General features: G+C 64.3%; 22 protein-coding genes. 14 read left to right on the forward strand and 8 right to left on the reverse strand.

What is annotated here, in order from left to right; all coding sequences use genetic code 11:
- Positions 1-18: 18 nt before the first annotated feature.
- Positions 19-1,104, forward strand: coding sequence for an AI-2E family transporter (locus ACU4IU_RS13330; RefSeq protein ID WP_446657003.1), 1,086 nt, complete (start codon positions 19-21; stop codon positions 1,102-1,104).
- Between the two features lie 26 nt (positions 1,105-1,130).
- On the forward strand, positions 1,131-2,015 hold the full coding sequence (locus ACU4IU_RS13335; RefSeq protein WP_446657004.1) for a YihY/virulence factor BrkB family protein: 885 nt from the start codon (positions 1,131-1,133) through the stop codon (positions 2,013-2,015).
- Here the strand turns inward: ACU4IU_RS13335 and ACU4IU_RS13340 are convergent.
- A complete protein-coding gene (locus tag ACU4IU_RS13340; RefSeq protein ID WP_446657005.1) occupies positions 1,976-3,037 on the reverse strand; it encodes an alpha/beta hydrolase fold domain-containing protein in 1,062 nt (353 codons plus the stop codon). The two genes, ACU4IU_RS13335 and ACU4IU_RS13340, sit on opposite strands and share 40 nt — an antisense overlap.
- A 182-nt stretch (positions 3,038-3,219) precedes the next feature.
- On the opposite strand from ACU4IU_RS13340, the gene ACU4IU_RS13345 reads away from it, so the two are divergent.
- Positions 3,220-3,909, forward strand: coding sequence for a peptidyl-tRNA hydrolase (locus tag ACU4IU_RS13345; protein ID WP_446657006.1), 690 nt, complete (start codon positions 3,220-3,222; stop codon positions 3,907-3,909).
- A gap of 212 nt (positions 3,910-4,121) precedes the next feature.
- A complete protein-coding gene (locus ACU4IU_RS13350) occupies positions 4,122-5,924 on the forward strand; it encodes a thiamine pyrophosphate-requiring protein (protein ID WP_446657007.1) in 1,803 nt (600 codons plus the stop codon).
- A 59-nt stretch (positions 5,925-5,983) separates the two neighbouring features.
- On the opposite strand, the gene ACU4IU_RS13355 is transcribed toward ACU4IU_RS13350, so the two are convergent.
- Entirely contained in the window at positions 5,984-6,172 is a 189-nt protein-coding gene (locus ACU4IU_RS13355; RefSeq protein ID WP_139468354.1) for a hypothetical protein, read from the reverse strand.
- 165 nt (positions 6,173-6,337) lie between these two features.
- Between ACU4IU_RS13355 and ACU4IU_RS13360 the strand changes: the two genes are divergently transcribed.
- Positions 6,338-7,867: a deoxyguanosinetriphosphate triphosphohydrolase family protein gene (locus tag ACU4IU_RS13360; protein WP_446657008.1), complete on the forward strand. Its 1,530-nt coding sequence runs from the start codon at positions 6,338-6,340 to the stop codon at positions 7,865-7,867.
- A gap of 181 nt (positions 7,868-8,048) precedes the next feature.
- Here ACU4IU_RS13360 and ACU4IU_RS13365 read toward each other — a convergent pair whose 3' ends face one another.
- Positions 8,049-11,699, reverse strand: a complete 3,651-nt coding sequence (locus ACU4IU_RS13365) for a choice-of-anchor G family protein (RefSeq protein WP_259357584.1) — start codon at positions 11,697-11,699, stop codon at positions 8,049-8,051.
- A 477-nt stretch (positions 11,700-12,176) separates the two neighbouring features.
- Here ACU4IU_RS13365 and lhgO point away from each other — a divergent pair, with 477 nt between their 5' ends.
- Positions 12,177-13,388 carry an L-2-hydroxyglutarate oxidase gene (lhgO, locus tag ACU4IU_RS13370; protein ID WP_446657009.1) on the forward strand — a complete coding sequence of 404 codons (1,212 nt, stop codon included), beginning with the start codon at positions 12,177-12,179 and terminating at the stop codon, positions 13,386-13,388.
- A gap of 95 nt (positions 13,389-13,483) precedes the next feature.
- On the opposite strand, the gene ACU4IU_RS13375 is transcribed toward lhgO, so the two are convergent.
- Both ACU4IU_RS13375 and ACU4IU_RS13380 read right to left on the reverse strand, forming a co-directional pair.
- Entirely contained in the window at positions 13,484-14,008 is a 525-nt protein-coding gene (locus ACU4IU_RS13375; protein WP_101543431.1) for a Dps family protein, read from the reverse strand.
- Positions 14,009-14,097: 89 nt separating this feature from the next.
- Positions 14,098-15,153 carry a hypothetical protein gene (locus tag ACU4IU_RS13380; protein ID WP_446657010.1) on the reverse strand — a complete coding sequence of 352 codons (1,056 nt, stop codon included), beginning with the start codon at positions 15,151-15,153 and terminating at the stop codon, positions 14,098-14,100.
- Between the two features lie 153 nt (positions 15,154-15,306).
- On the opposite strand from ACU4IU_RS13380, the gene galE reads away from it, so the two are divergent.
- Positions 15,307-16,302, forward strand: coding sequence for a UDP-glucose 4-epimerase GalE (galE, locus tag ACU4IU_RS13385; protein WP_376905705.1), 996 nt, complete (start codon positions 15,307-15,309; stop codon positions 16,300-16,302).
- On the forward strand, positions 16,299-17,183 hold the full coding sequence (locus ACU4IU_RS13390; RefSeq protein WP_259357588.1) for a DUF3626 domain-containing protein: 885 nt from the start codon (positions 16,299-16,301) through the stop codon (positions 17,181-17,183). The genes galE and ACU4IU_RS13390 overlap by 4 nt, the downstream gene beginning before the upstream one ends.
- A gap of 9 nt (positions 17,184-17,192) precedes the next feature.
- Here ACU4IU_RS13390 and ACU4IU_RS13395 read toward each other — a convergent pair whose 3' ends face one another.
- Complete coding sequence (locus ACU4IU_RS13395) at positions 17,193-17,837, reverse strand: YdhK family protein (RefSeq protein WP_259357589.1); 645 nt, start codon at positions 17,835-17,837, stop codon at positions 17,193-17,195.
- 171 nt (positions 17,838-18,008) lie between these two features.
- Between ACU4IU_RS13395 and ACU4IU_RS13400 the strand changes: the two genes are divergently transcribed.
- The 4 genes from ACU4IU_RS13400 (at position 18,009) to ACU4IU_RS13415 (ending at position 22,304) form a co-directional block, all read left to right on the forward strand.
- Entirely contained in the window at positions 18,009-18,617 is a 609-nt protein-coding gene (locus tag ACU4IU_RS13400) for a CueP family metal-binding protein (protein ID WP_181272552.1), read from the forward strand.
- A gap of 185 nt (positions 18,618-18,802) precedes the next feature.
- On the forward strand, positions 18,803-19,699 hold the full coding sequence (locus ACU4IU_RS13405; protein WP_446657011.1) for a LysR family transcriptional regulator: 897 nt from the start codon (positions 18,803-18,805) through the stop codon (positions 19,697-19,699).
- A 52-nt stretch (positions 19,700-19,751) separates the two neighbouring features.
- Entirely contained in the window at positions 19,752-21,104 is a 1,353-nt protein-coding gene (locus ACU4IU_RS13410) for a sodium/glutamate symporter (protein WP_181272542.1), read from the forward strand.
- A 51-nt stretch (positions 21,105-21,155) separates the two neighbouring features.
- Positions 21,156-22,304: an FAD-dependent oxidoreductase gene (locus ACU4IU_RS13415; protein WP_446657012.1), complete on the forward strand. Its 1,149-nt coding sequence runs from the start codon at positions 21,156-21,158 to the stop codon at positions 22,302-22,304.
- 43 nt (positions 22,305-22,347) lie between these two features.
- On the opposite strand, the gene ACU4IU_RS13420 is transcribed toward ACU4IU_RS13415, so the two are convergent.
- Positions 22,348-23,097 (reverse strand): class I SAM-dependent methyltransferase, encoded by a 750-nt coding sequence (locus ACU4IU_RS13420; protein ID WP_181272540.1) that lies wholly within the window; start codon positions 23,095-23,097, stop codon positions 22,348-22,350.
- A gap of 25 nt (positions 23,098-23,122) precedes the next feature.
- The gene (locus ACU4IU_RS13425; protein ID WP_446657013.1) at positions 23,123-24,106 is read right to left on the reverse strand and encodes an alpha/beta fold hydrolase; all 984 of its coding nucleotides are present in this window, start codon (positions 24,104-24,106) and stop codon (positions 23,123-23,125) included.
- Between the two features lie 54 nt (positions 24,107-24,160).
- Here ACU4IU_RS13425 and ACU4IU_RS13430 point away from each other — a divergent pair, with 54 nt between their 5' ends.
- Both ACU4IU_RS13430 and ACU4IU_RS13435 read left to right on the forward strand, forming a co-directional pair.
- Positions 24,161-24,523, forward strand: coding sequence for a MerR family transcriptional regulator (locus tag ACU4IU_RS13430; protein ID WP_446657014.1), 363 nt, complete (start codon positions 24,161-24,163; stop codon positions 24,521-24,523).
- A gap of 211 nt (positions 24,524-24,734) precedes the next feature.
- Positions 24,735-26,441, forward strand: a complete 1,707-nt coding sequence (locus tag ACU4IU_RS13435; protein ID WP_172170706.1) for a formate--tetrahydrofolate ligase — start codon at positions 24,735-24,737, stop codon at positions 26,439-26,441.
- The last annotated feature ends 114 nt before the right edge of the window (positions 26,442-26,555 follow it).

Below are 26,555 nucleotides of genomic sequence, written 5' to 3' on the forward strand. Positions count from 1 at the left end.
CGGCATTAGTGTTGGTTCATGACAGAAGGTCCATTGAACGCGCCCCCGAATCGCGATGACCCGATACCCGAGGGACTCAGACTCGGTGCCCGCTTCACCGGATACCTGCTGGTGATCATCGCGGGAATCACAGTCGCGATCTTCGTGGCACTGCAGGTCGCACAGATCGTCGTTCCTTTCCTGGCCGGGCTCGTCCTCTCTGCCCTCCTGGTGCCCATGTCGACGTTCCTGCAGCGGCATCGGTGGCCGAAGTGGTTGGCGGTGGTCACCGTCTGGGTCGTCGTCCTCGGCCTGTTGGCCGGACTTGTCCTCCTCATCACCTTTCAGATCAGAAGTGAGATACCTGAGATCCAGAAGCAGGTGGCGACGACCCTGGACGCGGCGAGGCAGCTCTTGGCCACGCAGCCGTTCGGAATCACCGAAGCCAAACTCAACGACCTCGTCGATTCCTCGGGGAAGTGGCTGCAGGACAACGCCGCCGGTCTCGGCTCCGGTGCCGCCGAGGTGGGCACGACGGCGGCTCATGTCATCGAAGGCGTCATCATCATCCTGTTCGTCACCCTCTTCGCGCTCATTGACGGACGCGGCATTTGGACCTGGGTCGTCAACATCTGGCCGAAGAAGGCGCATGCGCGGATCTCCGCGGCCGGTGAGGCCGGTTGGAAGACGCTGACGAACTTCATTCGGATCCAGCTGGTCGTCGCGGCCAGCGATGCGATCGGAATCGGAGTGGGTGCACTGATCCTCGGCGTCCCCTTGGCAGTGCCGATCGCCATGGTGGTCTTCCTCGGTGCCTTCGTGCCGTTCGTCGGAGCGATCGTGGGCGGAGCGGTCGCAGTGGGCTTGGCACTGCTCTTCAACGGCTGGGTGCACGGCCTGATCATGCTCGGAATCGTCATCGTCGTCCAGCAGCTCGAAAGCCACGTCCTGCAGCCGTGGCTGACAGGACCCACAGTGAAGATCCACCCCTTGGCGGTGATCCTCGGGGTGACAGCGGGAGCAGCGGTGGCGGGCATCGCCGGGGCCTTCTTCTCCGTGCCGGTCATCGCGACTCTCAATGCGATGATCCACGCGGCCAAAGACTACAGAGTGGGACAGCGTTGAGGCGGGCCGGGCCACGGTTGAATCGAGTGCGGATCGTCAGGGGCGCTCTTCGGCGCCTGCTCGACGACGAGTGCCTCGACAGAGCAGCCGGGCTGAGCTTCTACGCTCTGCTCTCTGCTGCCCCGGCGATCCTCGCCATGGTGTCGCTGCTCGGCGTGGTCGGGGAAGCCGAGTCGACCACGAAGGCGGTGCTCTCCCTGGTCCACGGAGTCTCGGCCGAGGCGGCCACGGCGATCCGTCCGTTCATCGTCGAACTCACCGAGTCGTCCTCGGCCGGAGCCACCCTCATCGGCAGCCTGCTGCTGGCGATCTGGTCGTCGTCGAAATACATCGGCGCATTCGGCCGTGCCCTGAACGCTGTCTACCGGGTCGAGGAGACTCGGCCGTACTGGAAGTTCAAACCGCTTATGCTCCTGATGACCGTGGTCACGCTCATCGTCCTGGCCGCTCTGGGGCTGCTGCTCGTGCTGTCCGGGCCCATCGCCGAAACGCTCGGCGAGCTCATCGGAATGGGCGAGGTTGCCCTGCTGATCTGGAACGTGGTCAGATGGCCGGTCTTCGTCTTCTTCGTCATGCTGCTCATCGCCCTGCTCTACTACGTGACCCCGAACGTCAGGCAGCCGAAGTTCAGGTGGGTCAGCCTCGGTGCGTTCGTCGCGCTGCTCGTGCTGCTCGCCGTGTCGACCTGCTTCGTTCTCTACATCAACAACTTCAGCAGCTACAACGTCACCTATGGGTCGATCGGGGGAGTGATCGTCGGGCTCGCCTGGGTGTGGATGGTCAACCTCTCGCTGCTTCTCGGCGCCGAGTTCGACGCTGAGATCGAACGCGAGCGGCAACGGCAGTCCGACGGTGCCGCAGACCGCAGGAATCAGTTCAGACGACGTGCGGCGAACTCGGCGGCATTGTGAAGCACGGTGTTCGTGTCATCGAGGATCCGACCGAAGTGGAGGAACGAATGGAGCACATGCGGATACTCCTCGAAGCGGACGTCGTTGCCTGCCCGCTGCAGGGTCCTGGCCAATGCCCGGCTGTCATCGCGCAGCGGATCGAGCCCGGCGGCCGCGACGAACACCGGCGGCAGACCGGACAGATCGGCGGTGAGGTGCGCGACGAACGGTGAATGTTCGTCCTCCGGGGTCGGCAGGTAGTCGTCGAGGAGGTTGCTGAGGTCGTGGATGCCCATGCCGTCCCAGTCGCCGCCGTAGAGCCTGCGACTGGCCGAGTCGATGAGACCGTGGCTGCCGTAGATGGGCAGGAGGGTGCGCAGGGCCGAGAAGCTCGCGGGACTCGCCCCGATGGTCTCCGGTTCATCGCGCAGAAGCAGAGCTGCGCCGAGGGTGAGAACCGCACCAGCGGAATCTCCGGAGATGGCCAGACGTGTGCCGTCGATGCCGAAATCCTCACCCTGGCCGACGAGGTGGTCGACGACCCCGGCACACTCGTGCAGCGCCTGCGGGAACTTCACCTCCGGCGACAGCGAATAGTCGACTCCGATCACGGCGAAGCCGCCGGCAGCGGCGAGCACGCGCATGATCCGGTCATGTGTATCGAGGTCGCCGAGGCTGAACCCACCGCCGTGGAGGAACACGAGACCGGGCAGGACCGCCTCGGTGGTGGGGCGATGGATGCGGATCGGAACGTCGACGTCGGCGGTGCGGATGTGGTGATCATCGGTGCGGCTCATGGTGGGGCCGCCTTCGTTCCACAGCGTGCGTTCGGTCCGGTATTCGGCGCGTTTGGCGGCCAAGGACCGAGCGGCAGGGGAGAGGTCACCGGCGGCAGCGGCGAAGTTCTCGCCGGCTCGGCGGCACGCGTCGGCCCGAGTGGCCTGGACGGCCATGACCTCGCGCATCTGTGGCGACATCGATGCCACGATGTCGGCAGGAATGGTGGCCAGCAGCGCTTCGGTGAGCTCGGGGTCGACTGTCACGCCGGGAATCATCAGCCTCATTCTTGGTCGGCGGCAATGATTCCCAGCTTAGCGAGGCCAGCGGCGGCGGCCACGGTAGGACTCACCTGCGAAGATCCGGAATATCCGCCGAACGTCGCTGTTATGACAAGGGGACTGTGACATCAGTCCTTCACCGCCGAAGACACTGCAGGAGCGAACCCTTGACCGAACATATGCGCAGGCACGAGACCGATCACGAAATCCCATGGTCACTGCCGATCGTCGTGCGCCGGTCCAAGACCGCCATCGCTCGCCACATCGACGTCCTCGAGACCACCTCTCGTGCTGTCGTGACCTTCCTCGACGATCCGCGCTTACAACCGGGCGGGGACTGGAACGAGGCCGTCGAATACTGGCGTGACGGAGCGATCCGCAAGGTCGTGCGCCGCGGTGACGGGAAGAAGCTCGAGGACGCCCGGGCACTCGGATGCGTGAGCGTGACCTTCGGCGGCACCGACGATTTCGCCCCCGCCGAGGCGTCCGTCTTCGCACCCGGCCCCGTCGAACCCCTGCCACCGGAGCTGAAGAAGCTTCAGGTCGGCGGCACCGAATTCCCGGATGAAGGCGAATCCTCGATCCCCGCCGCCGAGGCGGTCGTGACGATCGAACTCTCTCCCGAGCTGACGCTCACGACCGGGAAGGCCGCCGCGCAATGCGGACACGCCGCGCAGCTGGCGTTCGAGCAGATGCCCGACGAGGTGCGGGACCGTTGGCGTGAGTCGGGGTTCAGCCTGCGAGTGCAGACTGCGACGAAGGACGCATGGGCGGCGAACGACCAGCAGATCAGCGTCGTCGACGCCGGCTTCACGGAAGTCGATGGGCCGACGGAAACGGTGCGGGCCTCGTGGTGAGGCCGCAGCTCGCGAGGACAAGACCCCCCTTCTGTGCTGATCTCCTCCGCCGGGAGACATGCCGCGGCGATGGTCGGTGAGGCCCGGGCGCCGGGGCTCCGGAGTCTTGACAGCTGACGGTGCCAGGACAAGCCTGGAGGGCCAGGCCGGGCCACGTCGCAGCACGTCGGCTGGGCACATTCGACACGCGAGTATTCGTGAGGAGAAGGCACATGGCGACCTCCGTCAGCGACTTCATCATCGATCGGCTCATCGCCTGGGATCTGCACCACTGGTACGGATACCCCGGCGACGGCATCGGCGGCTTCGACGGGGCTATGGGCCGAGCGCAGGACGAGGGCAAGGACTTCACCTATGTGCGCCCCACCCACGAGGAGGAGGCGGCGTTCATGGCCACCGCCCACGCGAAATTCACCGGTGAGGTGGGCGTGTGCGTCTCGACCTCGGGCCCCGGCGCCATCCACCTCATGAACGGCCTCTACGACGCCAAGGGCGACAACGCCCCAGTCGTCGCCATCGTCGGGCAGCAGGCGCGAGTGTCGTTGGGTTCCGAATTCCAACAGGAGATCAACCTCGAACGACTCTTCGCCGACGCCGCGGTGTTCGTGCAGACAGTGGCCGCGCCGATGCACGCGCAACTCGTCGTCGACAAAGCCGTCCGCATGGCCAAGGCCTACCGCGGTCCGGCCGTCGTCGTCCTGCCCGCCGACGTACAGACTATGGACATGGAAGAGCCGGCGGTCGAGCATTTCGTCTCCCGCACCGGCACCGGCTACGCCGAGGACCGCCTGCGACCCGACGACGACGCGCTCGCCCGCGCGGCCGAAGTCCTCAACAGCGGTGAGAAGGTCGCCATGCTCGTCGGACAGGGCGCGATCGGAGCGACCGATGAGGTCATCGCCGTGGCGAAGCGCCTCGGTGCTGGTGTGATCACCACCCTGCTGGGCAAACAGGTGGTGCCCGGTGATGTCGACTTCCACACCCAGCAGCTGGGTCTGCTGGGATCGCGGCCGAGCTACGACATGATGCAGAAATGCGACACCCTGCTGATGGTCGGCACGAACTATCCCTACGGCGAATTCATGCCGCCGACCGGCCAGGCACGTGCCGTGCAGATCGACCTGTCGCCGCGTCACCTGGGGATCCGCTATCCCACCGAGGTCAACCTGTGGGGCGACGCGAAGACCACGCTGGCCGCGCTGCAGTCGCATCTGAGCCAGCACGAGACCGGGTGGCAGGAGAAGATCGCTGATGAGAACCGGGCGTGGATGAAGGAGAACACTCGGGTCGCCATGACCGAAGCCGCCCCGATCAATCCTCGCCGGGTCTTCGTCTCCCTCAACGAACATCTGCCCGAGAACGCGATCATCACCTGCGACGCCGGGAGCACGGCCGACTGGTACGGCTTCCACATCGAACTGGGACCGAACCAGATGGGCAACCTCTCGGGTCGGATGGCTTCGATGCTCGCCGCGATGCCCTATGCGCTGGCGGGCAAGTTCGCGCATCCCGATCGTCCGGTGGTGTGCACCATCGGTGACGGAGCTTTCCAGATGATGGGAATGAACGGTCTGCTCACCGTCAAACGGCACTGGCGGGAATGGTCGAACTCCGCCCTCGTCGTCCTCGTCATCGACAACGGGGACCTCAACCAGGTGTCCTGGGAGATGCGGGAGGCCGGTGACCCGAGGTGGGACACGGCCCAGCTGGTCGAGTCGATGGACTACGCCGGCTACGCGGAGCTGCTCGGGCTCAAAGGCATCCGCGTCGACGATCCGGAGAAGATCGACGGGAGTCTCGACGAGGCCTTCGCCGCCGACCGGCCGGTCGTCCTCGACGTCCGCTGCGACCGCAACACGCCGCCGCTGCCGGCCCACATCGCTTTCGCGCAGGCCAAAGGCCTCGCGGAATCGCTGCTGGCCGGAGACCCCGAGCTCGGGCAGGTGGTCAAGCAGAGTTCACGGGCCACCGCCGCACGGCTGTTCGCACGCATGGGCCTGACCTCGGATGATTGAGGAGTTCTCTGCGCGCTGCGAGTACGCTGCCGAACCCATCGTGGGCGGCTGGTTCGCGATCAGGTCTCGGGCGCCTCGTCGAGGTCTTCGAGTTCTTCTTCGGACAGCGGCCGCGTCTTCGTGCCGTTGCCGAATTCGTCGAGGTAGATGACGTGTTTGACCATCTCGCCGGTCTCTTCGTCCTCGACTTCGATGATGTCACCAGGTTGGGTCGCTGGCTGGTAGAAATCTTCATTGACTCCGGTCATCGTGACCACCTCCTATAGGTATCTTCACCATACGATGCTGTGATCTGAGTCTCAAGGGATCCCCTTACTACCTGACGGGGGCCCAGCAACCTGGCGCCAGGTTGCTGGGCCCCCGTCAGGTAGCAATAGAGGGTCTTCAGGGTGCGGAATCGGTAGTCTGAGTTCATGGAACGACAGAGATATCACACCACCGGAGGTCGCGATCGCAATGTCGCCGAGGAGGCCCGCCCCGGAGAGGACGAGTTCCGCGTCGATATCGAACGGATCCGGTTCTCCCCGTTCTTCTCCCGCCTGGCCTCGGTCACTCAGGTCATACCGCAGGCCGGGTCCGGCACGGTCATCCACAACCGGCTGACGCATTCGCTCAAGGTCTCCGCTGTGGCCCGATCGATCGCGATCACGTTGAACAACGCTGACGAGGCGACCCGGGAAACGGTCAGCCGCCTCGGCGGGTGTGATCCGGTTGTCGTCCAGGCGGCCGCGGCCGCCCACGATCTGGGGCACCCTCCGTTCGGCCACCTCGGCGAGAAGGAACTCGACCGGGTGTCGCGGCAGGTTCTGCGCCTCGAGGACGGGTTCGAGGGGAATGCGCAGACGTTTCGAATTCTCACCGCCCTCGACAGCTGCGAGGCCACGGCGCGCGGTCTCAATCTCACGCGCGCGATTCGGGCTGCGGTGCTCAAGTATCCGTGGGAGCGCGGGGAATGGACAGGCAACCGGGCTTCGTCGGCGGCGCGGATGCCGCGCGGGGTCGGTGACGATGTCAGTGAGGGAGCGATGAAGTTCTCCGCCTATGCGACCGAGGTCGAGGAGATGGCGGACGTGCTCTCGGCGTTCCCGGCGATCGGGCAGTATCAGCAGACGCTCGAGTGCGCGGTCATGGACGTCGCCGACGATATTGCGTATGCGGTGCACGACCTGGACGATTTCTACCGGTCGAACGTGCTGCAGTACACGGCTGTGTCCGCTGAGCTCGGGCGGTGGCTACGCGATCATCGCGAGTTGGCGGCCTTGGACACTGCGGAGTTGGATCGACGCCGTCCTGGCCATGCGCTCGAGGCGATCCGGCGGCACATCGGGGAGAAGGACCCATGGATTGCGTCGGAGGAGGCGTTCCGGGATTCGGTGGAGCGCGTCAATCGGGACCTTGTCGAAGGTTTGCTCGGGGTTCCCTATGACGGGGGACTGGAGGCGGATCGGGCGGTCACCGGATTCACCCGGCGGTGGATCGACCGGTTGCAGGCGTCCATCGTCGTTGATCCGGATCCGCATATCCGCAGTGGTCATGTGCGGCTGAGCCAGGAGGCTTGGCACGATGTCGTGGTGCTGAAATTCGTGCATTCGCGCTTCGTGCTCGAACGGTCTGACCTGGCTGTGTATCAACGTGGGCAGACGCGGATCATCGCGTCCCTGGTCGAGGGATTCCATGAGTGGCTGCTCGACCCGGATGAGTCGACGCGGATTCCCAGGCGTCTGGTCGATTCCGTCGAGGCGGCCACGCAGGAGTATTCGGATCTGTATGCGCGCAACCCTGCTGCTTTGGGGGAAGAAGGCGCGGCCGGGATCGTAAGGCGTGGTCGAGCACGGGCGGTCGTGGACTACATCGCCTCGTTCACCGATGCGCAGGCGATGTCGGTCAACGCCCTGATCACCGGTGCCTCGGAAGAGCCGTGGGAGGCCGGGCGCGGGTTGTAGGTCTAGTGCGTCGGGGTCGGGGCTCACCGCGGTCCCTTGTCCGCGGTCGAGGCCGTGGCCTGTTGTCGGCGGTTAGGAAGCGACAGGCACGCAAACGACGGGCATGCGAACGGCGGGGCCGGAGTTCTCACTCCGACCCCGCCGTTGGCGGTTTCAGCTCAATGACTGAGCTGGGTCACCCTCAGTGCTTGCCTGCACGGTAACGGCGAGTTGCCCACACCGCTGTTGCGCCGCCGGCGAGGAGCAGTGCGGCGAATCCGACCATGGCCGGGAGGCCGTCGGCACCCGTCCGCGGCAGGTCGCCACCAGCATTGCCCGAGGCGTTCGTGCTCGAACCGGCCGAGGTGTTCGAACCGGATCCGGCGTTGGCTGCCGAACCTGCGTTGGCCGATGCGGCCTGGTCCGAATCAGCCGAAGCCTCATTTGCATCGTCTGCCGACGAAGCGTTGGCCTCGTCGCCGTCGGCCGAGGCGTTCGCCTCTGCGCCTTCAGCAGCTGCGTCAGCCTCAGCGCCGTCTGCCGCTGCAGAAGCAGAAGCCTCCGAGGAGGAGTCCGCCGTCGACGCTGCCGAAGCGGCGGCACCGGCGTTGGCGTTGGCTGCAGCCGATGCCTGTGCGTTGCTGTCATCCGAGTTGTCGGCGTTCGCGGCGGCGTTGGCTGCCTGCTGCGCCGAGGCGTTCGGATCTGATGTCGCATCCGCCGAGGTCTCCGAGGAGGCCTCTTCGTTAGCGGCGGATTCTGCTGCTGCTTCGGCGTTCTCGTCAGCTGCTGCCGATGCCGTGTTGTTGGCATCGTTGTCAGCTGCTGCCTGAGCGGCTGCCTGTGCCGCCGGATCTGCGTCCGCATCGGCGGTGGCCGTGGCGGACGCCGAAGCCGAGGCCGCTGCGTTCACATTGGCGTTCGCGTCCGAATCATCCGAAGCGGTGGCCGCGGCTCCGTCATCAGCTCCGTCGGCATCCGCAGCGGCTTCAGCCGAAGCTGCAGCCGAGGAATCGGCGTTCGCTGCCACCGAAGCGGCTACCGCTGCATTGGCATCGGCTTCCGCGGTGGTATCTGCGCTCGCAGAGTCCTCATCGTTGCTGTCGGCCGTTGCTGTTGCTGCGGCCTGGGCTGCAGCGTTGGTCTCGGTCGTCGCGTCGGCTGAGGTCTCCGAGGTCGCCTCTTCGTTGGCGGCCGATTCGGCAGCTGCCTCGGCGTTCTCGTCCGCCGCTGCAGATGCTGTGTTGTTGGCATCTTCATCGGCCGCGGCTTCGGCTGCTGCCTGAGCAGCAGGGTCCGTGTCAGCGTCAGCCTGAGCGGATGCAGCGGCCGAAGCCGAAGCATTCGCGTTCGCGGTGGTCTCATTGCTGGCATCCGCGACCGTGGAGTCATCCGCATCTGCTGCAGCCGAGGCCGAAGCTTCCGAAGAGGAGTCCGCCGTCGCTGCGGTGCTGGCTGCTGCCGCCGCGTTGGCATCGGCCGCTGCTGAGGTATCAGCGTTGGTCGAATCCGAGTTGTCGGCGTTCGCGGCGGCGTTGGCTGCCTGCTGCGCCGAGGCGTTCGGATCTGATGTCGCATCCGCCGAGGTCTCCGAGGAAGCCTCTTCGTTAGCGGCGGATTCCGCTGCTGCCTCGGCGTTCTCGTTCGCTGCTGCCGATGCTGCGCTGTTCGCATCGTTGTCGGCTGCAGCCTGAGCTGCAGCCTGAGCGGCGGGATCGCCGTCGACGTCAGCGTCGGCAGATGCCGAAGCCGAAGCCGCTGCATTCACGTTCGCATCTGCTTCATCAGCGGCATCCGCGTTGGGATCGGCATCTGCCGATGGATCGGCGTCGGCGTCTGCCGCTGCGTTCTCCGATGCGGTGGCTGACGAATCTGCCGTCGAGGCCGCCGACGCAGCTGCCGCCGGGTCGGCGTTCGCTGCGGCGGAGGATTCCGCATTCGTGTTATCGGTGTTGTCGGCGTTCGCTGCGGCCTCGGACGCGGCTGTCGACGACGCGTTCTCGTCTGTCGTCGCGTCGGTCGAAGCGGTGGTTGATGCGTCTTCCGTCGCCGCAGCCTCAGCCGCAGCTTGTGCATCCTCGTCGGCGGCGGCCGAAGCGGTTGACGTGGCGTCGTCGTTGGCCGCGGCCTGCGAAGCTGCCTGGGCAGCTTCGTTGCCGTCGTCATCGGCGGTTGCCGATGCGGCAGCCGAAGCCGCTGCATTTGCGTTCACATCATCGTCACCGGGCTCCTCCGGAGCGTCCGCGGTCGCACGGACCGAGGACGACGCAAGGTTGATGTCGATGGCGTCCGCGGCTGGGAGCAGTTCCAAACTCACTGCACTGACCGTGAAGCCAGGCCCATTGTTGCCCTTGACCTGGCTCTCCTCTGCCGGATCCTTCGCAGTCGGCTGCTCGTTGATCGTGAGATCGACGACCTGATTGAGTGCGTTGAAGACCGGGTCGAGGGAGGTCAGGAGTGGGTTGACGATGCCGGTGACACTGTCAGCGACCTGCTCGGCTGTTGAGTCAAGGATTCCGCCGATGAGTGGCTTGGTGATGCCGAGCAGCTCGCTGATCAGCGGCTCTGTGATGGCATTGAGCAGTGTGCCCACTGGAATCCCAAGCAAGTCAATGTCGGCCTTGATGGTCGGATCAGTGTCATCAGTGCCTGCCAGCTGTCCAAGAGTGGCGTCCACGTTGATCGCGCCGCTTGCCGCGCTTCCGCCAAGCAGCCTGATACTGGCCGGCAGATCGATGACAAGGTGCACGTCGTTGAGCGCATCGGTCAACGTCTCATTGACCTTGCCGGACAGGGCGCCGAGAGCGTCGGCCACAGCATCGGTGATCTTCGAGATCGTGTCCGAGGTGAGCACCTGGGTATTCGGGTCGAGACCGTTGAGGTCTGAGGCGTCTCCGCCCTTGACGATCTTTGCGAGGTCGATCTGGATATCGCCGTTGCCGAGATCGATCGAGACGATGCCTGCATCGTCCGCGAGCTTCTCCTTGACGACATTCTCGACGACGCTGTTGAGTGCGTCTCGCACCTGTACAGAGACCTCCGCATCGTCGCCACCGATGTTGACCGATGCGAGTAGCGGAATGTTGACATTGACGCCGACACCGGTGAGGGCACTGACTAGCCCCTCGTCACCGATGACCTCTTCGAGAGTGCCACCCGCACCATCGACGACCTCATCGAGAGCGCCCGAGAGGTCGCTCACTGCGGGGCTCGAGACCGTGAGGATGCCATCGGCGACGGCGTACTCTGAGTCATCGGCTTCGCCGTTGCTGTTGGCCGTCGACGCGATCGCGCCGAGCTCGAGGCTCAGTTCATCGACGATCTGATCGGTGACCCCGTCGAGGTTGAGCTGGCCGAGCACTGAAGTCAGATCGACTTTGGCGTTGCCGTACTCGCCATTGTTGATGTCATCGAGATTGAGACCGCCGTCCGTCCCGACGGCACCGGCACTGGCCGTGGCGTCGTTGTAGGCAGGAGCGTTCCCATAGGCATTTAGCGCTCCGCCCTCACCGAGCTCGAGGAGGCCGTCGCCGCCCTCGTTGCTGATGAGCGGGATGCCGATTCCGGGGAGTTCGACTCCGATGGCTTGGAGCACCTCAGCGTTGATCGGAGTGCTGTCCGCGTCCGTGCTGGACGGAGAACTGCTGTACGCCGAGAGAGCGTCGACAGCGTCTGCGGTCAAAATGTCGGCATCGATCAGTTGCCCGTAGGCTTCTGAGTCTTCGTTCGGATTCTGTTCATCGGCGGCACCGGGCGAGGTCGTCAGCAGGGTCAGTCCCACCGCTGTCGCTGCGGCGACAGACCCCACCGCGATCTTCCGACCGGCTCCGGGCCGGCCTCTCAGTATTCTCATGGTTCTCCACATCGTTCAGACCCTGATCAGGTCCAGGCGCCGCCTGGACGGAAACAGGCAGTTTCCTGACAGGACGCTCACAACGTTACGGAGTAATCAAAAAGTAATCAGCAGATCACAGGAAAAGTTACCTCGTCGTTATAGTTACGCCAAGGTAGGTTCGGATGGCTGCTGCGGATGTCTGCGGCGGCAAGCCTCGTTTCTGCGCGATTCTATGAATCTGCAGGTGAAAAGCTTGCTAAGAGGAGTGCAATCTGACGAATTGAAATTTGCCACAGTCATAGTTGGGTCACTGCGTACTCCCTTTTATGTCACTTAATGAGACACGAACTGGCGACTGCGAAATCTTTCTGTGACCGTATGGCGACCGGCAAGGTCACGACTCCCGCGGTGTGGACGGGACGCGCAAGACACCTCGCCGTCGCCTAAAGTCGACTCAACCGCAGCAGAGACGGCAATCAACGAAGGAGTTGACACATGGCGAAGAAGACACGATGGGCAGTCATCGGCGCAGGAATCATCGGAGCCGCCGTTGCCCGCGAGATCCTCAACCGCCACGACTCCGCCGACGTCACCCTCTTCGAAAAAGAAGACCACCCTGCCGCCCACCAGACCGGTCACAACTCCGGAGTCGTCCATGCCGGCCTCTACTACGAACCCGGCAGCCTCAAAGCCACCCTCTGCCGTCGAGGCGTCTCCCTCCTGACCGACTTCGCCGCCGAACACAACGTCGCCTTCGACGAGTGCGGCAAGGTCGTCGTCGCCACCGACGACACAGAAGTCGAACGTCTTCACGCCATCCATGACCGTGCCCTGGCCAACGGCGTCCCAGACATCGCCCTGGTCGACCGTGACAGCCTACGTGACGTCGAACCGAACGCAGAGGGAGTTGCCGCCCTCCACTCACCCCACACCGCGATCATCGACTACCCCGGCCTCACCGACGCCCTCGTCGCCGACTTCCGCGCCCACGGCGGCCGCGTCCGCTTCTCCACCCCGGCCAAGAACATCGATCACCGAGGCGGCCCCACCCGTGACACCGCAATCGTCCACACATCGGTCGACGCCCAGGAATTCGACCATGTCATCGTCTGCGCCGGGCTCCAGTCCGACCGCCTCGCCGCTCGCTCCGGACAGAAGCGCACTCCCACCGTAGTGCCCTTCTTCGGGCAGTACTTCATCCTCGACGAGGAGCACAGCAATACGGTCAACGGACTCATCTACCCCGTCCCGGACCCGAAGTATCCCTTCCTCGGGGTACACGTCACCCGACGCATCGATGGCGGTCTGATGATCGGCCCCAATGCCTTCCTCTCGTTCTCCCGCGAAGGATACCGAGGGCTCGGACTCAACATCCCCGACTCTCTCGCCGTGGCCGCCGACCCCGGATTCTGGCGCTTCGCCGCAGGCAATATGGCCACCGCTGCCCGTGAGCTGCCCGGGGTGCTCTCGATCGAGAGATTCGTCGCCGAGGCGGCCCGCTACGTCCCCTCCCTCACCGGAGCTGACGGCCACCGCGCCACCCGCGGAATCCGCGCGCAGGCCATGAATCGGGACGGAACACTCGTCGATGACTTCGTCATCGATCGGGCGGGAGCCACGATGTTCGTCAGGAACGCGCCCTCCCCGGGAGCCACCTCGGCGCTGGCCATTGCCGAACACCTCGTCGGCATCATCGACGGGCGATGATGCCGGTGCCGGGCGTCGACAACGAAGGGCCGCCTACCCGACCGTGAGGACGGGAGGCGGCCCGAAGATCAAGGTGGCTGCTCAGTCGCACCGACTCACTTGGGTGTGCGGGTCTCTGCGCTGATGAACCAGGCCTGCTGCTCGAGTTGAGCGATGTAGCTGTGGAAGATGTCGGCGGTCGTCGGGTCCGCGGAGTCGACCTCGTCGTGGCAGTCGCGCATCGAGGCCACGGTCGCTTCGATCGATGCGACCATGTGGTCGATGGCGTCGTGGGTGCTGATCTCGCCGTTCGGGAACTCCGGCAACCCTGTCTGTTCGGCGATCACCGCGGGGCGACCGTCCGGCGAGGCGTGGAGGGCACGCATGCGTTCAGCGATCTCATCGCTGCCTGCACGGGCGATGTCCGTGACTTCGTCGAGGTTGAGGTGGAGGTCGCGGAAGTTCGTGCCCACGATATTCCAATGCGCCTGCTTGGCAGTCAGGCTCAGAGCGATGAAGTCGACCAGAACCGTTTGGAGGTTCTTGGTCAGGGCGTCGGAGGCGATGAAGCCGCGTTCGGCGTTCTCGCGAGTGGTCTTCTCTGAGCCATGGGGGTCGGGAACTGTCACTGACTGTGTCATGATTCTTGCTCCTATTCTCTCCGGTTTCGCGTTGACCCGGAGTCTGGGGCCACCATAACGCTGCCGCAGATGGCACGTAACCCCCCCCGTCAGGATGTGCCGGTCTCGTCGTCCTGAGCGATATAGACGCGGGAACGCAGCCGCTGGGCGTGCGTGAGATTCTTGAGGTCGATGTCGCTGTCGAAGCTTGAGCCGAGTGCGCCGGCGACGACGCCCATCGCTGCGCTCAACCACGCGATGTCGAGGTAGTTCGTCAGTCGAGCCTCGGGCCGGTGGATCGTCTGGGCCATGAACTCCGGATCGATGACGATGAGACTGCCGGCGAGGATGCCCACGACGAGCAGCGCATAGAGACCGGTCACGCAGACGATGAGCGTGAGCACTGTGGACAGGTTGTAGTAGAAGACGACCTGAGCCAGGCGTTCATTGACCGGGCGATCCCACAGGCGATTGATCGTCAGCAACCATCCGACCATGACAGCGATGGCGATGATGCCGATCGAGATGAGTCGGAGAGTCGAGAGGTGATGCGACATCTGCCAGATGGAGCTGTAGAAGATGCCGAACGCCCCGGTCGCGGCGGCCGCAGCCATGGCACGGGAGAGTTTCCGCGCCATCCGCAGCGGCTCATTGGCCATGGTCATGCCCAGCACGAGGCGGGTCCCACCGGTGAAGGTGTGAGCGTGGAGGGTGCGGCGGCCGGATTCGGTTCGATTCGACCACTGTCCCCAGCGCGGAAGCCGATTCCTCTTCGCCGGCACATGCCCGTCGGGCAGAAGCTGATTGACACAGCTCATATAGATCTTGAGCAGACGGCGCTTGGTCGTCATCGCACCGAGGGTGGGGCAGGAGATCACGGCGACTTTTCGGGCGGGCAGCACCTCGGCGATCAGTGGTTTGCCCTGGGTGTGGCGGGGAATGTCGGTGAGCATGATGACGAGATCGGCATCGGGATATTGGGCGACGATCGCGTCCAAGGTGGACAGCTCCAGCTGGTGGTCGGCATGGACGCGCAACGTCTTCGTGCACACATCGACAGTGACCTCGGTCTCGAAGTCCTGTTGGAGGTGGTCGAGGAACTCGTCCTGGATCGAGGCCACACGGCGGCTCGGGGGGCCGGGATCGGAGATGAGGAGGACGTGCATTTTCTCACTGTGGCAGGGGCTTCTCCCGCATGGCCAGGGCGACGGCGAATTCCGACGCTTTCCCCACCGCGCATTCAGGCCGAATCTGATCTCGGACCCCTGAACGCGTATTCTGATACCGACGTGTCGACGAGACGAAGGAGGACGCGGTCAATGGCAGTTCTGGTGACCGGAGGGGCAGGTTACATCGGTTCGCACGTGGTGCGGCTGCTCACCGAACGCGGAGACGATGTGCTCGTCGTCGACGACTTCTCCACCGGCATCGACGCTCGCGTCGAGGGCCTGCCCGTGGTCGATCTCGATCTGGCTGCGGCCGATGCCGAGGAGCGCCTGGTGTCCGCGATCAAGGAACACGGCGTCGACTCGATCATCCACTTCGCGGCGAAGAAGCAGGTCGGCGAATCCGTCGAGGAGCCGGTCATGTACTACCGGCAGAACATCGGGGCACTGACGAACATCCTCGCCGCCGTCGAGGCGACCGGCATCGAATCGCTCGTCTTCTCCTCCTCGGCCGCGACCTACGGCATGCCCGATGTCGACATGGTGCCTGAGGATCTCGACTGCCGCCCCATCAACCCGTACGGCCAGACGAAGCTCATCGGCGAGTGGATGATCGACAACCAGATCACCGCCTCGCAGATGCGGGGCACTACATTCAACGCCGTGAAGCTGCGCTACTTCAACGTCGCCGGTGCCGGCTGGAGCGAACTCGCCGACACCGCCGTCATGAACCTCATCCCGATCGTGCTCGAGCGGCTGAAGGACGGTAAGGCGCCGATCATCTTCGGCGACGACTACGACACCCCTGACGGCACGTGCATCCGCGATTACGTTCACGTCAAGGACCTCGCCGAGGCGCATATCGCCGCCCTCGACTACATGAAGGCCGGCGGCACCACGGAGACCGTGTTCAACGTCGGCACCGGGACCGGCGCCTCGGTGAAGGAAGTCATCGACACCATCGCCGAGGTGACCGGCCGTGACATCGTCCCCGAAATCGGCGAGCGTCGCGCCGGTGACCCGCCGGCGCTGGTCGCCGACGTCACCCGGATCTCCGCCCTGCTCAGCTGGAAGGCCGAGTTCGGTCTTGAGGAGATCGTCCGCAGCGCTGTCGAGGCCGCGGGGATGTTGCCGAACCAAGAACGATGACGCAATCGGACCCAGCCGCAACAGCACTTCACTGGGTCCGAGCACGTTCCGCGCCAGGGCACGAGCTGCCGGTCGGGGCGCGGGTGGCACTGCATTTCCATCCCGGTGATGACGCCTCTGAGGCTGGGGTGCTCGAGTCGATTCTCGAGCTGGGACAGTATCTTTCCCAGTTCGCCACAGGCACGAGCAATGGCGGTCTGACGGCCTTCCCCGGCGGCGACCGGTGGCTCTGGGAGCAGAGAATCTTCGGTGGAGCCTATGACAATGTGGAGGTGCACCACCGACCGGTCTATGGGGCACTTGACCTCGACGGCGACCCCTTTGGGCCGGCACCGCGGTTCGGGTCGGCCTACCTGCGTCTCCGTCCGGAGGTCCTTGCGCGAGCGACGTTCGCTTACCCGGACAGCACCTTTGAGCCGGAGCTCTTCGGGGTTGCTGACCGGATGAGGCTCATTGCCGACTATCGTCGTGACGAGCGGGCTGCCGACCAGGCTGCTGCCCAGGGATGCGGCATCGTCGACCGTCTCGATCACTACATCGAGGCCCATATCCACGGAGGGGTGAAGATGCCCGATGATGTTGAAGCATTGGTGGTCGATCCAAGCTTCGCCGATCATGCGGTCGTGGAGAGAGCCGGCCGCTGCGGCCTCGTTGTCGAGACTCACCCCGGCTATGTCGCCGAGGTTGCCGAAATTGCGGCGCACCCGGAATATCGGGGCCAGGATGTGGTCGAGCTCGCGCAGCGGATCGTCGAGAGGCTGGCGAACTCAACCCAGTTGCTCCCCATTCATGTCGCACGTGCCAGACGGGTGTGGGACCTCGACGGGCAGCAGAGCAAGAAGCTTTGGCACTGCCTCGCACGATTTGGTCGGACCTGGTGAACCACTCCGTTACTTCGCGGGTTTCATCTCGCTTTCGACGACCCATTTGTGGTTCGTCATCTCCATCTCATCGGTCTTGACATCGACCATGTAGACGGTCTCGTCCGTCGCTGAGTCGATCGTCGCCTCGGCACCCTTCATTCCGGGCATATGATCGGCGTTGACGGTGGCCTTGTCGCCCTTCTTCAGCGGTGCCTTGCCCGGGTCCTTGAGCTCTTCGTGGACGACCCATTTGTGATCCTTGACCGGGTCGCCGCCGTCGGTCGGCGTGTAGCTGATTGAGTAGGTCGTGGTGTCGAAGGCGCCGGAGACTGTTGCCTCGGCGCCCTTCATTCCCGGCATGTGGTCGGCGGAGAGGACAACTGTGTCGCCGACATCGAACTTCGGGTCGGCGGCCTTCGTGATTCCCTTCGGCGGGTCGCCGCCATCGGCGGCGTGCCCTTCGTGCCCACCTGATCCGTGTCCGGATTCGCTGTGGTCCATGTCGTCGTGTTCGGAGCCGCCAGTTTCGCTCGAGGCGGACTCGTGGCTGCCGTGGGGGTCTTCTCTGCCCGATCCGCGGCCCTCGTCATTCGCAGTTGAGCAGCCTGCCAGAGCCAGTCCGAGTGCTGCGGTGACCGCAGTGAGGCGGGCGGCTGGATTGAGCTTCTTCATCAGTGGTCTCCTGGTTCGGTGAGACGGTCGCGTCGGATTCGCTCGGCGGCAGATGGGAACCTTTCAGGGCATCCCATCTCGTGGACCCGCCACGGTCACCCTATACCCCTTATGGGTATGATTGCCAAGACGGCATACGTGCTCTGCATCCGTAGTGACATGGGGATATATATGAAGACGACACAATTCGTGTTGGGGGCTGCGGCCTTCGTTCTTGCCCTGACCGGGTGTTCTGCTTCTGGAACGGGAAGCGAAGCATCCACAGAATCAGGAGAGTCTGCAACAGTGCAGTCGGGTTCGGCTGAAACGCTGCTAGCTGACCTCGATCTGGCCGACGAGGACGTCACAGGAGTCATCGATCAACTCGATCGCCTGCCTGTCGACGAGAGGCCCACCGACCTCATGGCCTCGGTGCAGCCTGACGAACTTGTTCTCACCGATGGACAGCAAGAGGCGACGATGGCACTGCCGGAGGGGAAGAGCTACGTCTCCATCGCTCCTTTCGTCGATGAGACGCACGACTGCTTCTACCACAGCCTCACGACCTGTCGGGGCGAGTTGAGCGAGAAGGACGTCGATGTGGTGATCACAGACTCAGAGACGGGCGAAGCAGTGGTGGATGAGTCGACGACGACCTTCGATAACGGGTTCGTCGGCTTCTGGGTGCCGTCCGGCATCACCGGTACCATCGAGGTCAACGCCGAGGGCAAGACCGGTACGACCGATTTCTCCACGAGAAGCGATGGGCCCACCTGCGTGACCGACCTCAAGTTGAAGTAGGAACTGGAAGGGGAGACTGGCGTAGTTCATCTTCGCAGAGGGCCTAGTTGCTAGATGATTGTCGTCTAGCTATCTCGTAAATTGATCTGATTTACATCTTGTTTTGATCGGATCGAATTCATAGACTCGGCTGTCATGAACACAACCACAGTTGCTTGTGTCACGCGTCGTCCGGGAGCACGGCGATGAGCGAAGTCAGCCTCAAGCAGTTGCGCTGTTTCCTCGCTGTGTACTCCGAAGGCAGCTTCACGAAAGCCGCGAAGTCCTTACACATGGCACAGTCGCCGGTCAGCCAGTCTGTTGCCTCATTGGAGCGGCACTTGGGCGAGAAACTCTTCGAGAGGAGGCCGCGTGAAGTCATCCCCACTGCCGCGGCTCGCGGGCTCTATCCCGAAGTGCTCGAGCTGCGACGCCGTGCCGATTCGCTTCCACAGCTTGCAGCAGATATGCGGGACGGGACGAAAACCCAGCGGATCCGCCTCGGTGGAGTCAGCTCGGCCTTCCCAGCCATCATCGCCGGAGTGCTCGCAGCCCTCGCCGACCACTCAATCGTCGTCTCCGACGGCAGCAGCTCCGACCTCACGCTGGCCGTCGACAACGGGGACATCGATGCCTGCCTGGTGAGGGAGTTCGGCAGTCACCGGACCGATGAGAAGATCGCGTTCCGGGAGAAGCTGTGCGTGGCATTTCCAAATGGCCATCGATTGGCCGACCGCGGCGAAGTCCATGTCGGCGAGATCAGCGAAGAGACGGTCGTGTTGTTCCACCGTTCCTCTGCTCCCGTCGCATTCGACCTCGTCGCCAGCATCTTCATTGAGCACGGACGAACGATGCGCACGGTCGCACATGTGTCGAACGAGCAGGCTATCCTCGGGCTGGTCGCCGCCGGGGCGGGCATCAGCCTCGTGCCGGAATCGGTTGCCGTCCAATCGTGGAGCGGTGTCGCGTTCGCCTCCCTCGCCGAGGCACGGCACACCTATCCGCTGACGATTCGCACCGCACCTGGAGACCCGTTGAAACTGCTGGACCCGCTGACCGAAGTGCTCGGCAGATGGGCGGCAGAAAACGACCTTACGCCCTGACTTCTTAATCAGCCCTCTCATCCACGAACCGCTTTCACAGGAGACTGCTCTCATGGAACCCACGGAATTCAGCCCCTCAGCGCTGCTCGTCGATGCCGGACTCATCGGCGGCCTGCTCGTCATCGGCACGATTCTGCGAGCTAAGATTTCGGCGATCCAAACGATGATGATTCCTGCCGGAGTCATTGCCGGTGTGCTCGGTCTGGTGCTCGGTCCCAATGTTCTCGGCTGGCTGCCGTTTTCGGACCAGCTCGGCGAATACACCTCCCTGCTCATCGTCCTGGTCTTCGCCTGCCTGGCCATGACCAGCGACTTCAACATCCTCAAGATCGGGCGATCGGTCGCGGGTTTCGCGAGCTATGGTGTCCTCATCTACGCCGCGCAAACGGCCATCGGCATGGGGCTGGTTCTGCTTGTCCTCGGTCCACTGTTCGGGGCGCCTGATCATGTCGGGCTGCTGCTGTTCGCCGGCTGGGCCGGTGGCTTCGGTTCAGCGGCGGCGATCGGTACGGTATTCGCCGATTCCGGCGACCCTGCCGTGCAGTCCCTCGCATTCACCGCAGCCACAGTCGGTCTGCTCGTCGGAGTCGTCGGCGGTATCATCCAGGCGAAGTATGGTGCGGTGAAGGGATACGCGCGTGAGTTCTCCGGCCTTGACAAGGTGCCCGCCGAGTTGCGGACCGGAATCCTCGACGACAACGTCGAGCAGCCTGCGATCGGTACGCACAAATTCTCCGGCAGTGCCATCGAATCGTTGACGTTCCAAGCCGGAATCGTCGCCGGGGTGTCCGCGGGCGCCTACGGAATCAACGTCATCCTCGGCGAACTCATCCCTTCTGTGGCATTCCCGCTGTTCTCAATCGCGTTCCTCGTCGGCCTCGTGCTCCGGGCGCTGCTGTCCGCGACGTCGACGACGAAGTTCATCGACAAGGACACCCAGAGTTCCATCTCCGGATCTGCGACTGACGTCCTCATGGTGTGCGGTATCGCCTCAGTAGTGCCGAGCTTCGTCGTCGACCAATGGCTCTCACTTCTCATTCTCTTCGTCGTCGGTCTGGCCCTGTGCCTGTTCCTGGGCCTGTGGGTCGCCCCGCGAGTGATGGAAGAAGGGTGGTTCGAACGGCAGCTCTTCACCTGGGGCTGGGCGACAGGGGCGGTCGCCACAGGCATCGCACTGTTGCGCATCGTTGATCCGAAACTCAACTCTCGCACCCTTGAGGACTTCTCTCTGGCATACCTCCCGGTCATCCCGGTAGAAGTCACCGCAGTGACCTTCGCTCCATTGCTGGTCATCGCCGGCGCCTCCTGGGCAGTTGTGGGAATCTGGGGTGCGATCACCGTCGTCGCTGTCGCCGCAGCATTCGTCGTTGTCGCAGGCAACAGACGCAGCCGGATCCAGGTGTGACGCACCCGCGCGAGAGACCAAATACCCAACCACCTCTTGAGGAGAACAGCTTTGACCCACCACATCGTCATCGGAGCCGGGTTGGCCGGTGCCGCGGCCGCATGCTCACTGACCGCGCGCGGCGAGGACGTCACTGTGCTCGAACGGCATACCCCGGCCAACGACCGTGGCAGCTCCCATGGTTCGGCCCGCATCTTCCGCTACGCCTATCCGGATCGCCTCTACACCGAGCTCGTCGTGCGTGCGCGTGAGCTGTGGGACGACCTCGAAGCGAAATCGGGAACTGAGCTGATCACTCGCACGGGAGCGCTCGACTTCGGCGACGCCCGGCACACCGATCTGCTCGCCGAAATCTTCGATGAAGTCGGCGTTGAGTACGAGGTCCTCGACCCTGAGAGTGCCGCAGAACGGTGGCCGCAGTTCGCCTTCGACACCGACGTGCTGTGGCACCCCGACGCCGGCGTCATCGACGCCGTGACCACGGTGACGACCATGCTCGACCGTGCAGTGGACACCGGGCGTGCCCGGATTCTCACAGATTGGACGGTCACCGAGGTGGCCCGACGATACGAGGGCGGCTTCAGTGTCACCTCGGCGACGGGGGACGTTGTCGAAGGTGACCGCGTCATCGTCGCGGCGGGCGGGTGGTTGCCCGACCTCCTCGGCGTTCTTGGTTTTCCGCCAGCGTTCCTTGAGGCGCTGCCGACTTTCGAAGTGCGGCAGGAACAGGCGTTTCACATGCCCTACCGCGATGCCGGTGCTGACGGGCGGCCGAGCACACTGTGGCCGACGTTCATCCACAAATCCGGGGAGATGTTTACCTACGGACTGCCCGGCGGGCGGGACGCCGGTTTCGCGGGACAGAAGTTCGCGCAGTTCAACGGTGGGAAGGTGATCGGTTCGGCCCTTGACCAGGACGGACAGATTACCGAGGAGATGCGGGCTCGGATGATCGATTATGCGAAGCGGAACCTGCCGGGACTTATTCCGGAACCGTATGCGGAGACGACGTGTCTGTTCACTAACACTCCGAACGAGGATTTCGTCATCGACGAGGTCGACGGTCTCGTCATCGTCTCGGCCTGTTCGGGGCACGGGGCGAAATTCGCGCCGCTGCTCGGCGAATTTGCCGCCGACCTCGCTACGGGTGCCGGCGATGTTCCGGATCGGTTCCGGGTAGGTAGCGCTTCGACGATGTGATCGGGTGGCGTGGTGTCTCAGCGTTCTGTCGCGATGAATTGCCTCAACGCTTTGACGCGATGATGAGGTGCCGCGTCGAATGGGCAACGAAGGGTTCACCCCTACGCATCCGGGCATCGAGTTCACGCAGTTGCGGAAGGTAATCGGAGACTGCGAAGTCGGGCACCCACCATGGACATTTGCGCAGGATCCACACGATCGCACCGACGTCGAAGAACTCCATGCGGCAGCGCGCGGTGCGCAGCGTTTCGACCGTGAGTCCGGCCGCCTCGGCGGCGTCGGATTCGGTCTGCGGGTGCCGTGCGCGGCGATTTTCCGGCAACGGTCCGAGGAAGAACTCGATGAGCTCGAACGCCGAGGCCGGACCGACGTGCTGGGCGAGATAGGTGCCGCCGGGGACGAGCACCCGGGAGATCTCCGACCAGGCGGGGCTCACAGGATGTCGGGAGGTGACAAGGTCGAAGCTGCCGTTGGCGAAAGGCAGCCTGTGCGGGTCGGCTTCGACGACATCGACGCCACGCGGACCGAGCCGGTGCCGGGCCACAGCGATATTGGGGCGGTACGACTCGGTCACCGCCATGCGCGGCGGCAGCACCGGTGCCTCGTCGATGACCTCGCCGCCGCCGGTATCGATATCGAGGGCCGCCGTTGCCGTCGACAGTCTCCTGGTAAGAAGACTTGCGTAACCCCAGGGCGGTCGCTCCTCGGTGGCGCGCCCATCGAGCCAGCCGAACCCCCACCCGATGACATCGGCGGATTGTGCCTCGGTGACGAGCTCGTCGAATGCGCGCATACCGCCATCTTCGCGCACACGACTCTCACACGTCGAGCCAAGCGGTCACATCGACGAGCAGATCGTGCGGTGCCTCGAGCGGCACAAGGTGGCCCGAGCGCGGAAAACGGGTCATGTGCGGGTTTCCGGGCAGCGCTTCGGCGAGGCGATCGGCTTGGTCGGCCGGAATCCACGGATCGTCCTCACCCCATCCGATGCGAACCGGGCAGCGCACCTCGCCGAGGCGGTCGACGATGGGCGCCGTGTGCTTGGGGCGCAGCGCGGCGATCTGCCGGTAGAAGGCAGCTTGACCGGCTTTGGTGCACCAGGGTTCGCTGAGTGCGGCGATCCATTCCTCGCTGAGACTCGAGCGGTCGTCGCCCGACGGAGATTCGTCGGTCGTCGGGGCTGCCGCCCCGGAAATGTATTCGCGGGCCAGTGCACGATGAAGTCGAGGAGGGAGGGCTGCGAAGACCTTTTCGTTCTCCGCGACGAGGCGGAAGAACGGTGAACCCCACGGGTCGAGAGTGACGACGTCGAGCAGATACAGCGACGCGAAATCGCAGCCCTCGAGCAGGTGCGCGCCGAGCGCGACAGCACCGCCGATGTCATGGGCGATGACATGGGGATTCGAGACGTTCCAACAGTCGATGAGCTCGGCCAGTCGACGACGCTGGGTGATGAGATCAACGGCGGGGGACGCCTCGGCGGGGGAGTGGCCTGTCGGCTGTGCCGACGTTTCGGAGGGATCGGGGATGGAATCGCCGGATGTGGCGGGAATCGAGTCGCCGTAGCCGGGCATGTCCCAGAGGCGGACGCGGTTCGTCTGGGCGAGCTCGCGGGCAAGCGGCAGCCACATCCGTGCTGACCACGGGGTTCCGTGGCAGATGATGACCTCGCCGAGGCGGTCCTGGACGTTGTCGTGGGAGGTCGGTTCGAGGGTCGTGGTGGCCACCTCGGCGCCGTCGCTCAAGGTGATGCGGTCGGTGGATATGCGGAGGGCGGGGCTGCGATCGGTCGGTGTCTTCATGGATCGACGGTAGAACTTCAGGTCAACCTGAAGTCAAGGTGTCATCATGGAGTCATGAAGATCGGGGATGCGGCAGCGCAGCTGGGAACGGCCGCGCATGTGCTCAGGCACTGGGAGGACGAAGGCGTCGTCGTGCCGGACCGCACTGCGGCCGGGCACCGTGAGTATTCGGATGAGCATCTGAGCCGGTGTCGGATTGTGCTGTCGTGTCAGAGCGTGGGCATGAGCCTTGCCAAGATCAGGGCGATCCTGCATCGCGGTGAGGCGGGGCGTGCCTCGGTAATTGCGGCTCGCTTGTCGGCGATTCGAGCGCAGCGGACCGCGCTGGACTCAGCTGAGAGGTTTCTCCTCCATGTTCGCCATTGCCGGCACGACCTCATGACTCGGTGCCCGGAGTGCTCGGAGTATGCGGGGTGAGCGGTCAGCCGCCTTGGTGTGGGCTCGCCAAACGCTCAGTGGGAGTTCCGCGATTTGCTCAATGGGAACATCGCGAAGTGCTCAGTTGGTTACGCGGCGGTCGGCCGCCTCGGCGAGTTCGATGTTGCGGTGGGCGGAACTCAGTGCACATTGCGCGAATTCTCGGGTCGGTGATGGTCACAAAATCTCGCAGAACGGGCATGATGGCCTTATGACCACAGATATGGATATTGCGCTCAGCGCCGAGCTCGATCCCATCGTCGATATCGCCGCTGGGCTGGGTCTCGACGCGAAGGACATCATTCCCCACGGATGGACGAAGGCGAAGGTGCCGATCGACATCCTCGATCGGGCGGCCGAGAACGCCACAGACGGCAGGCTCATCCTCGTCACCGCCATGAGCCCGACCCCGGCAGGGGAAGGAAAGACCACGACGAGCATCGGCCTGGCCGACGGACTCAACGAACTCGCGCGGTCGAAACCCGAGGTCGGCAAGGCCGTGCTGGCGCTGCGGGAGCCGAGCATGGGCCCGGTCTTCGGAATGAAGGGCGGGGCGGCCGGAGGCGGATACGCGCAAGTCGTGCCGATGGAGGACATCAACCTCCACTTCACCGGCGACTTCGCGGCCATCGCTGCGGCGAACAACCTTGCCGCGACGATGCTCGACAACCACATCCATTTCGGAAACGAGCTCGACGTCGACCCGCGGCGTATCCACCTCCGCCGTGTCGTCGACCTCAATGACCGCGCCCTGCGCGGAGTCGTCGTCGGACTCGGCGGGCTCAACGGGGGAGTGCCCCGCGAGGATGCCTTCGACATCGTCGTCGCCAGCGAGGTCATGGCGGTGTTCTGCCTGTCCACCTCGCTTGCTGATCTCAAGGAACGGCTGGGACGGATCGTGCTCGCCCACAGTAGGGGGCGGGAGCCGATCACCGTTGCGGACATCGGGGCGGCGGGCGCGATGACCGCGCTGCTGCGCAACGCACTGGCGCCGAACCTCGTGCAGTCCCTGGAACATTCGCCGGCGTTCATCCACGGCGGACCGTTCGCGAACATCGCCCACGGCTGCAACAGTCTCTTGGCTACCAAGGCCGGGCTGGCGCTGGGGGACTGGGTGGTCACGGAGGCCGGTTTCGGTGCCGACCTCGGAGCCGAGAAGTTCCTCGACATCAAGTGCCGCACCGCCGGGATCTGGCCCTCCGCCGTGGTCGTCGTCGCGACTCTGCGGGCCCTGAAGTACCACGGGGGAGTCGACGTGGCCGACGTCAACTCTCCCGATGTGGCGGCAGTTTTGGAGGGTATGAGCAATCTCGAGCTGCACTGTCGGAACCTGCGTGAGATCTACGGACTGACCCCGGTCGTGTGCTTCAACCGGTTCCCCACGGACACCGACGAGGAGATGGCTGCGGCGATCAAGCATTTGGATGGTCTTGGAGTTGCGGCCGTGGAGTCCACGCACTGGGCCGACGGCGGCAAGGGCGCTTTGGCTCTGGCGGAGGCGGTCGTCGAGGCTGCGAGCGGGGCGCCGGAGGATCCGGCCGCCTCGGCGAGGTATTCGTACGAGCTCGGGGCACCGCTGGAGGACAAGATCCGCACGATCGCGCAGCGGATCTACCAGGCCAAAGATGTCGACTTGCCGGCCAAGGTGAAGCGGAAGCTGCGTCAGTTCACCGATGAAGGCTACGCCGATGCGCCCGTGTGCATCGCGAAGACGCAGTACTCGCTGTCGACGGACGCGAGCCTGCGTGGGGCGCCGACCGACCACGTCATCGAGATCAAGGATGTGCGGCTGTCGGCCGGAGCCGGGTTCATCGTCGTCATCGCCGGCGACATCATGACGATGCCGGGCCTGCCGCGCGAACCCTCAGCGCTGAAGATCGACGTCACCGAGGATGGCAACATCACCGGCCTCTTCTAAGAGCTAATTACTACCCGACGGCGGCTCAGCAACCTGGCGCCAGGTTGCTCAGCCGCCGCCGGGTAGCAATAGGGGTCAGTCGGGGCGGGCAGCCAGTTCTGTGGTTGCTCCGTC

The organism is Brevibacterium sp. CSND-B09 (assembly GCF_052906525.1).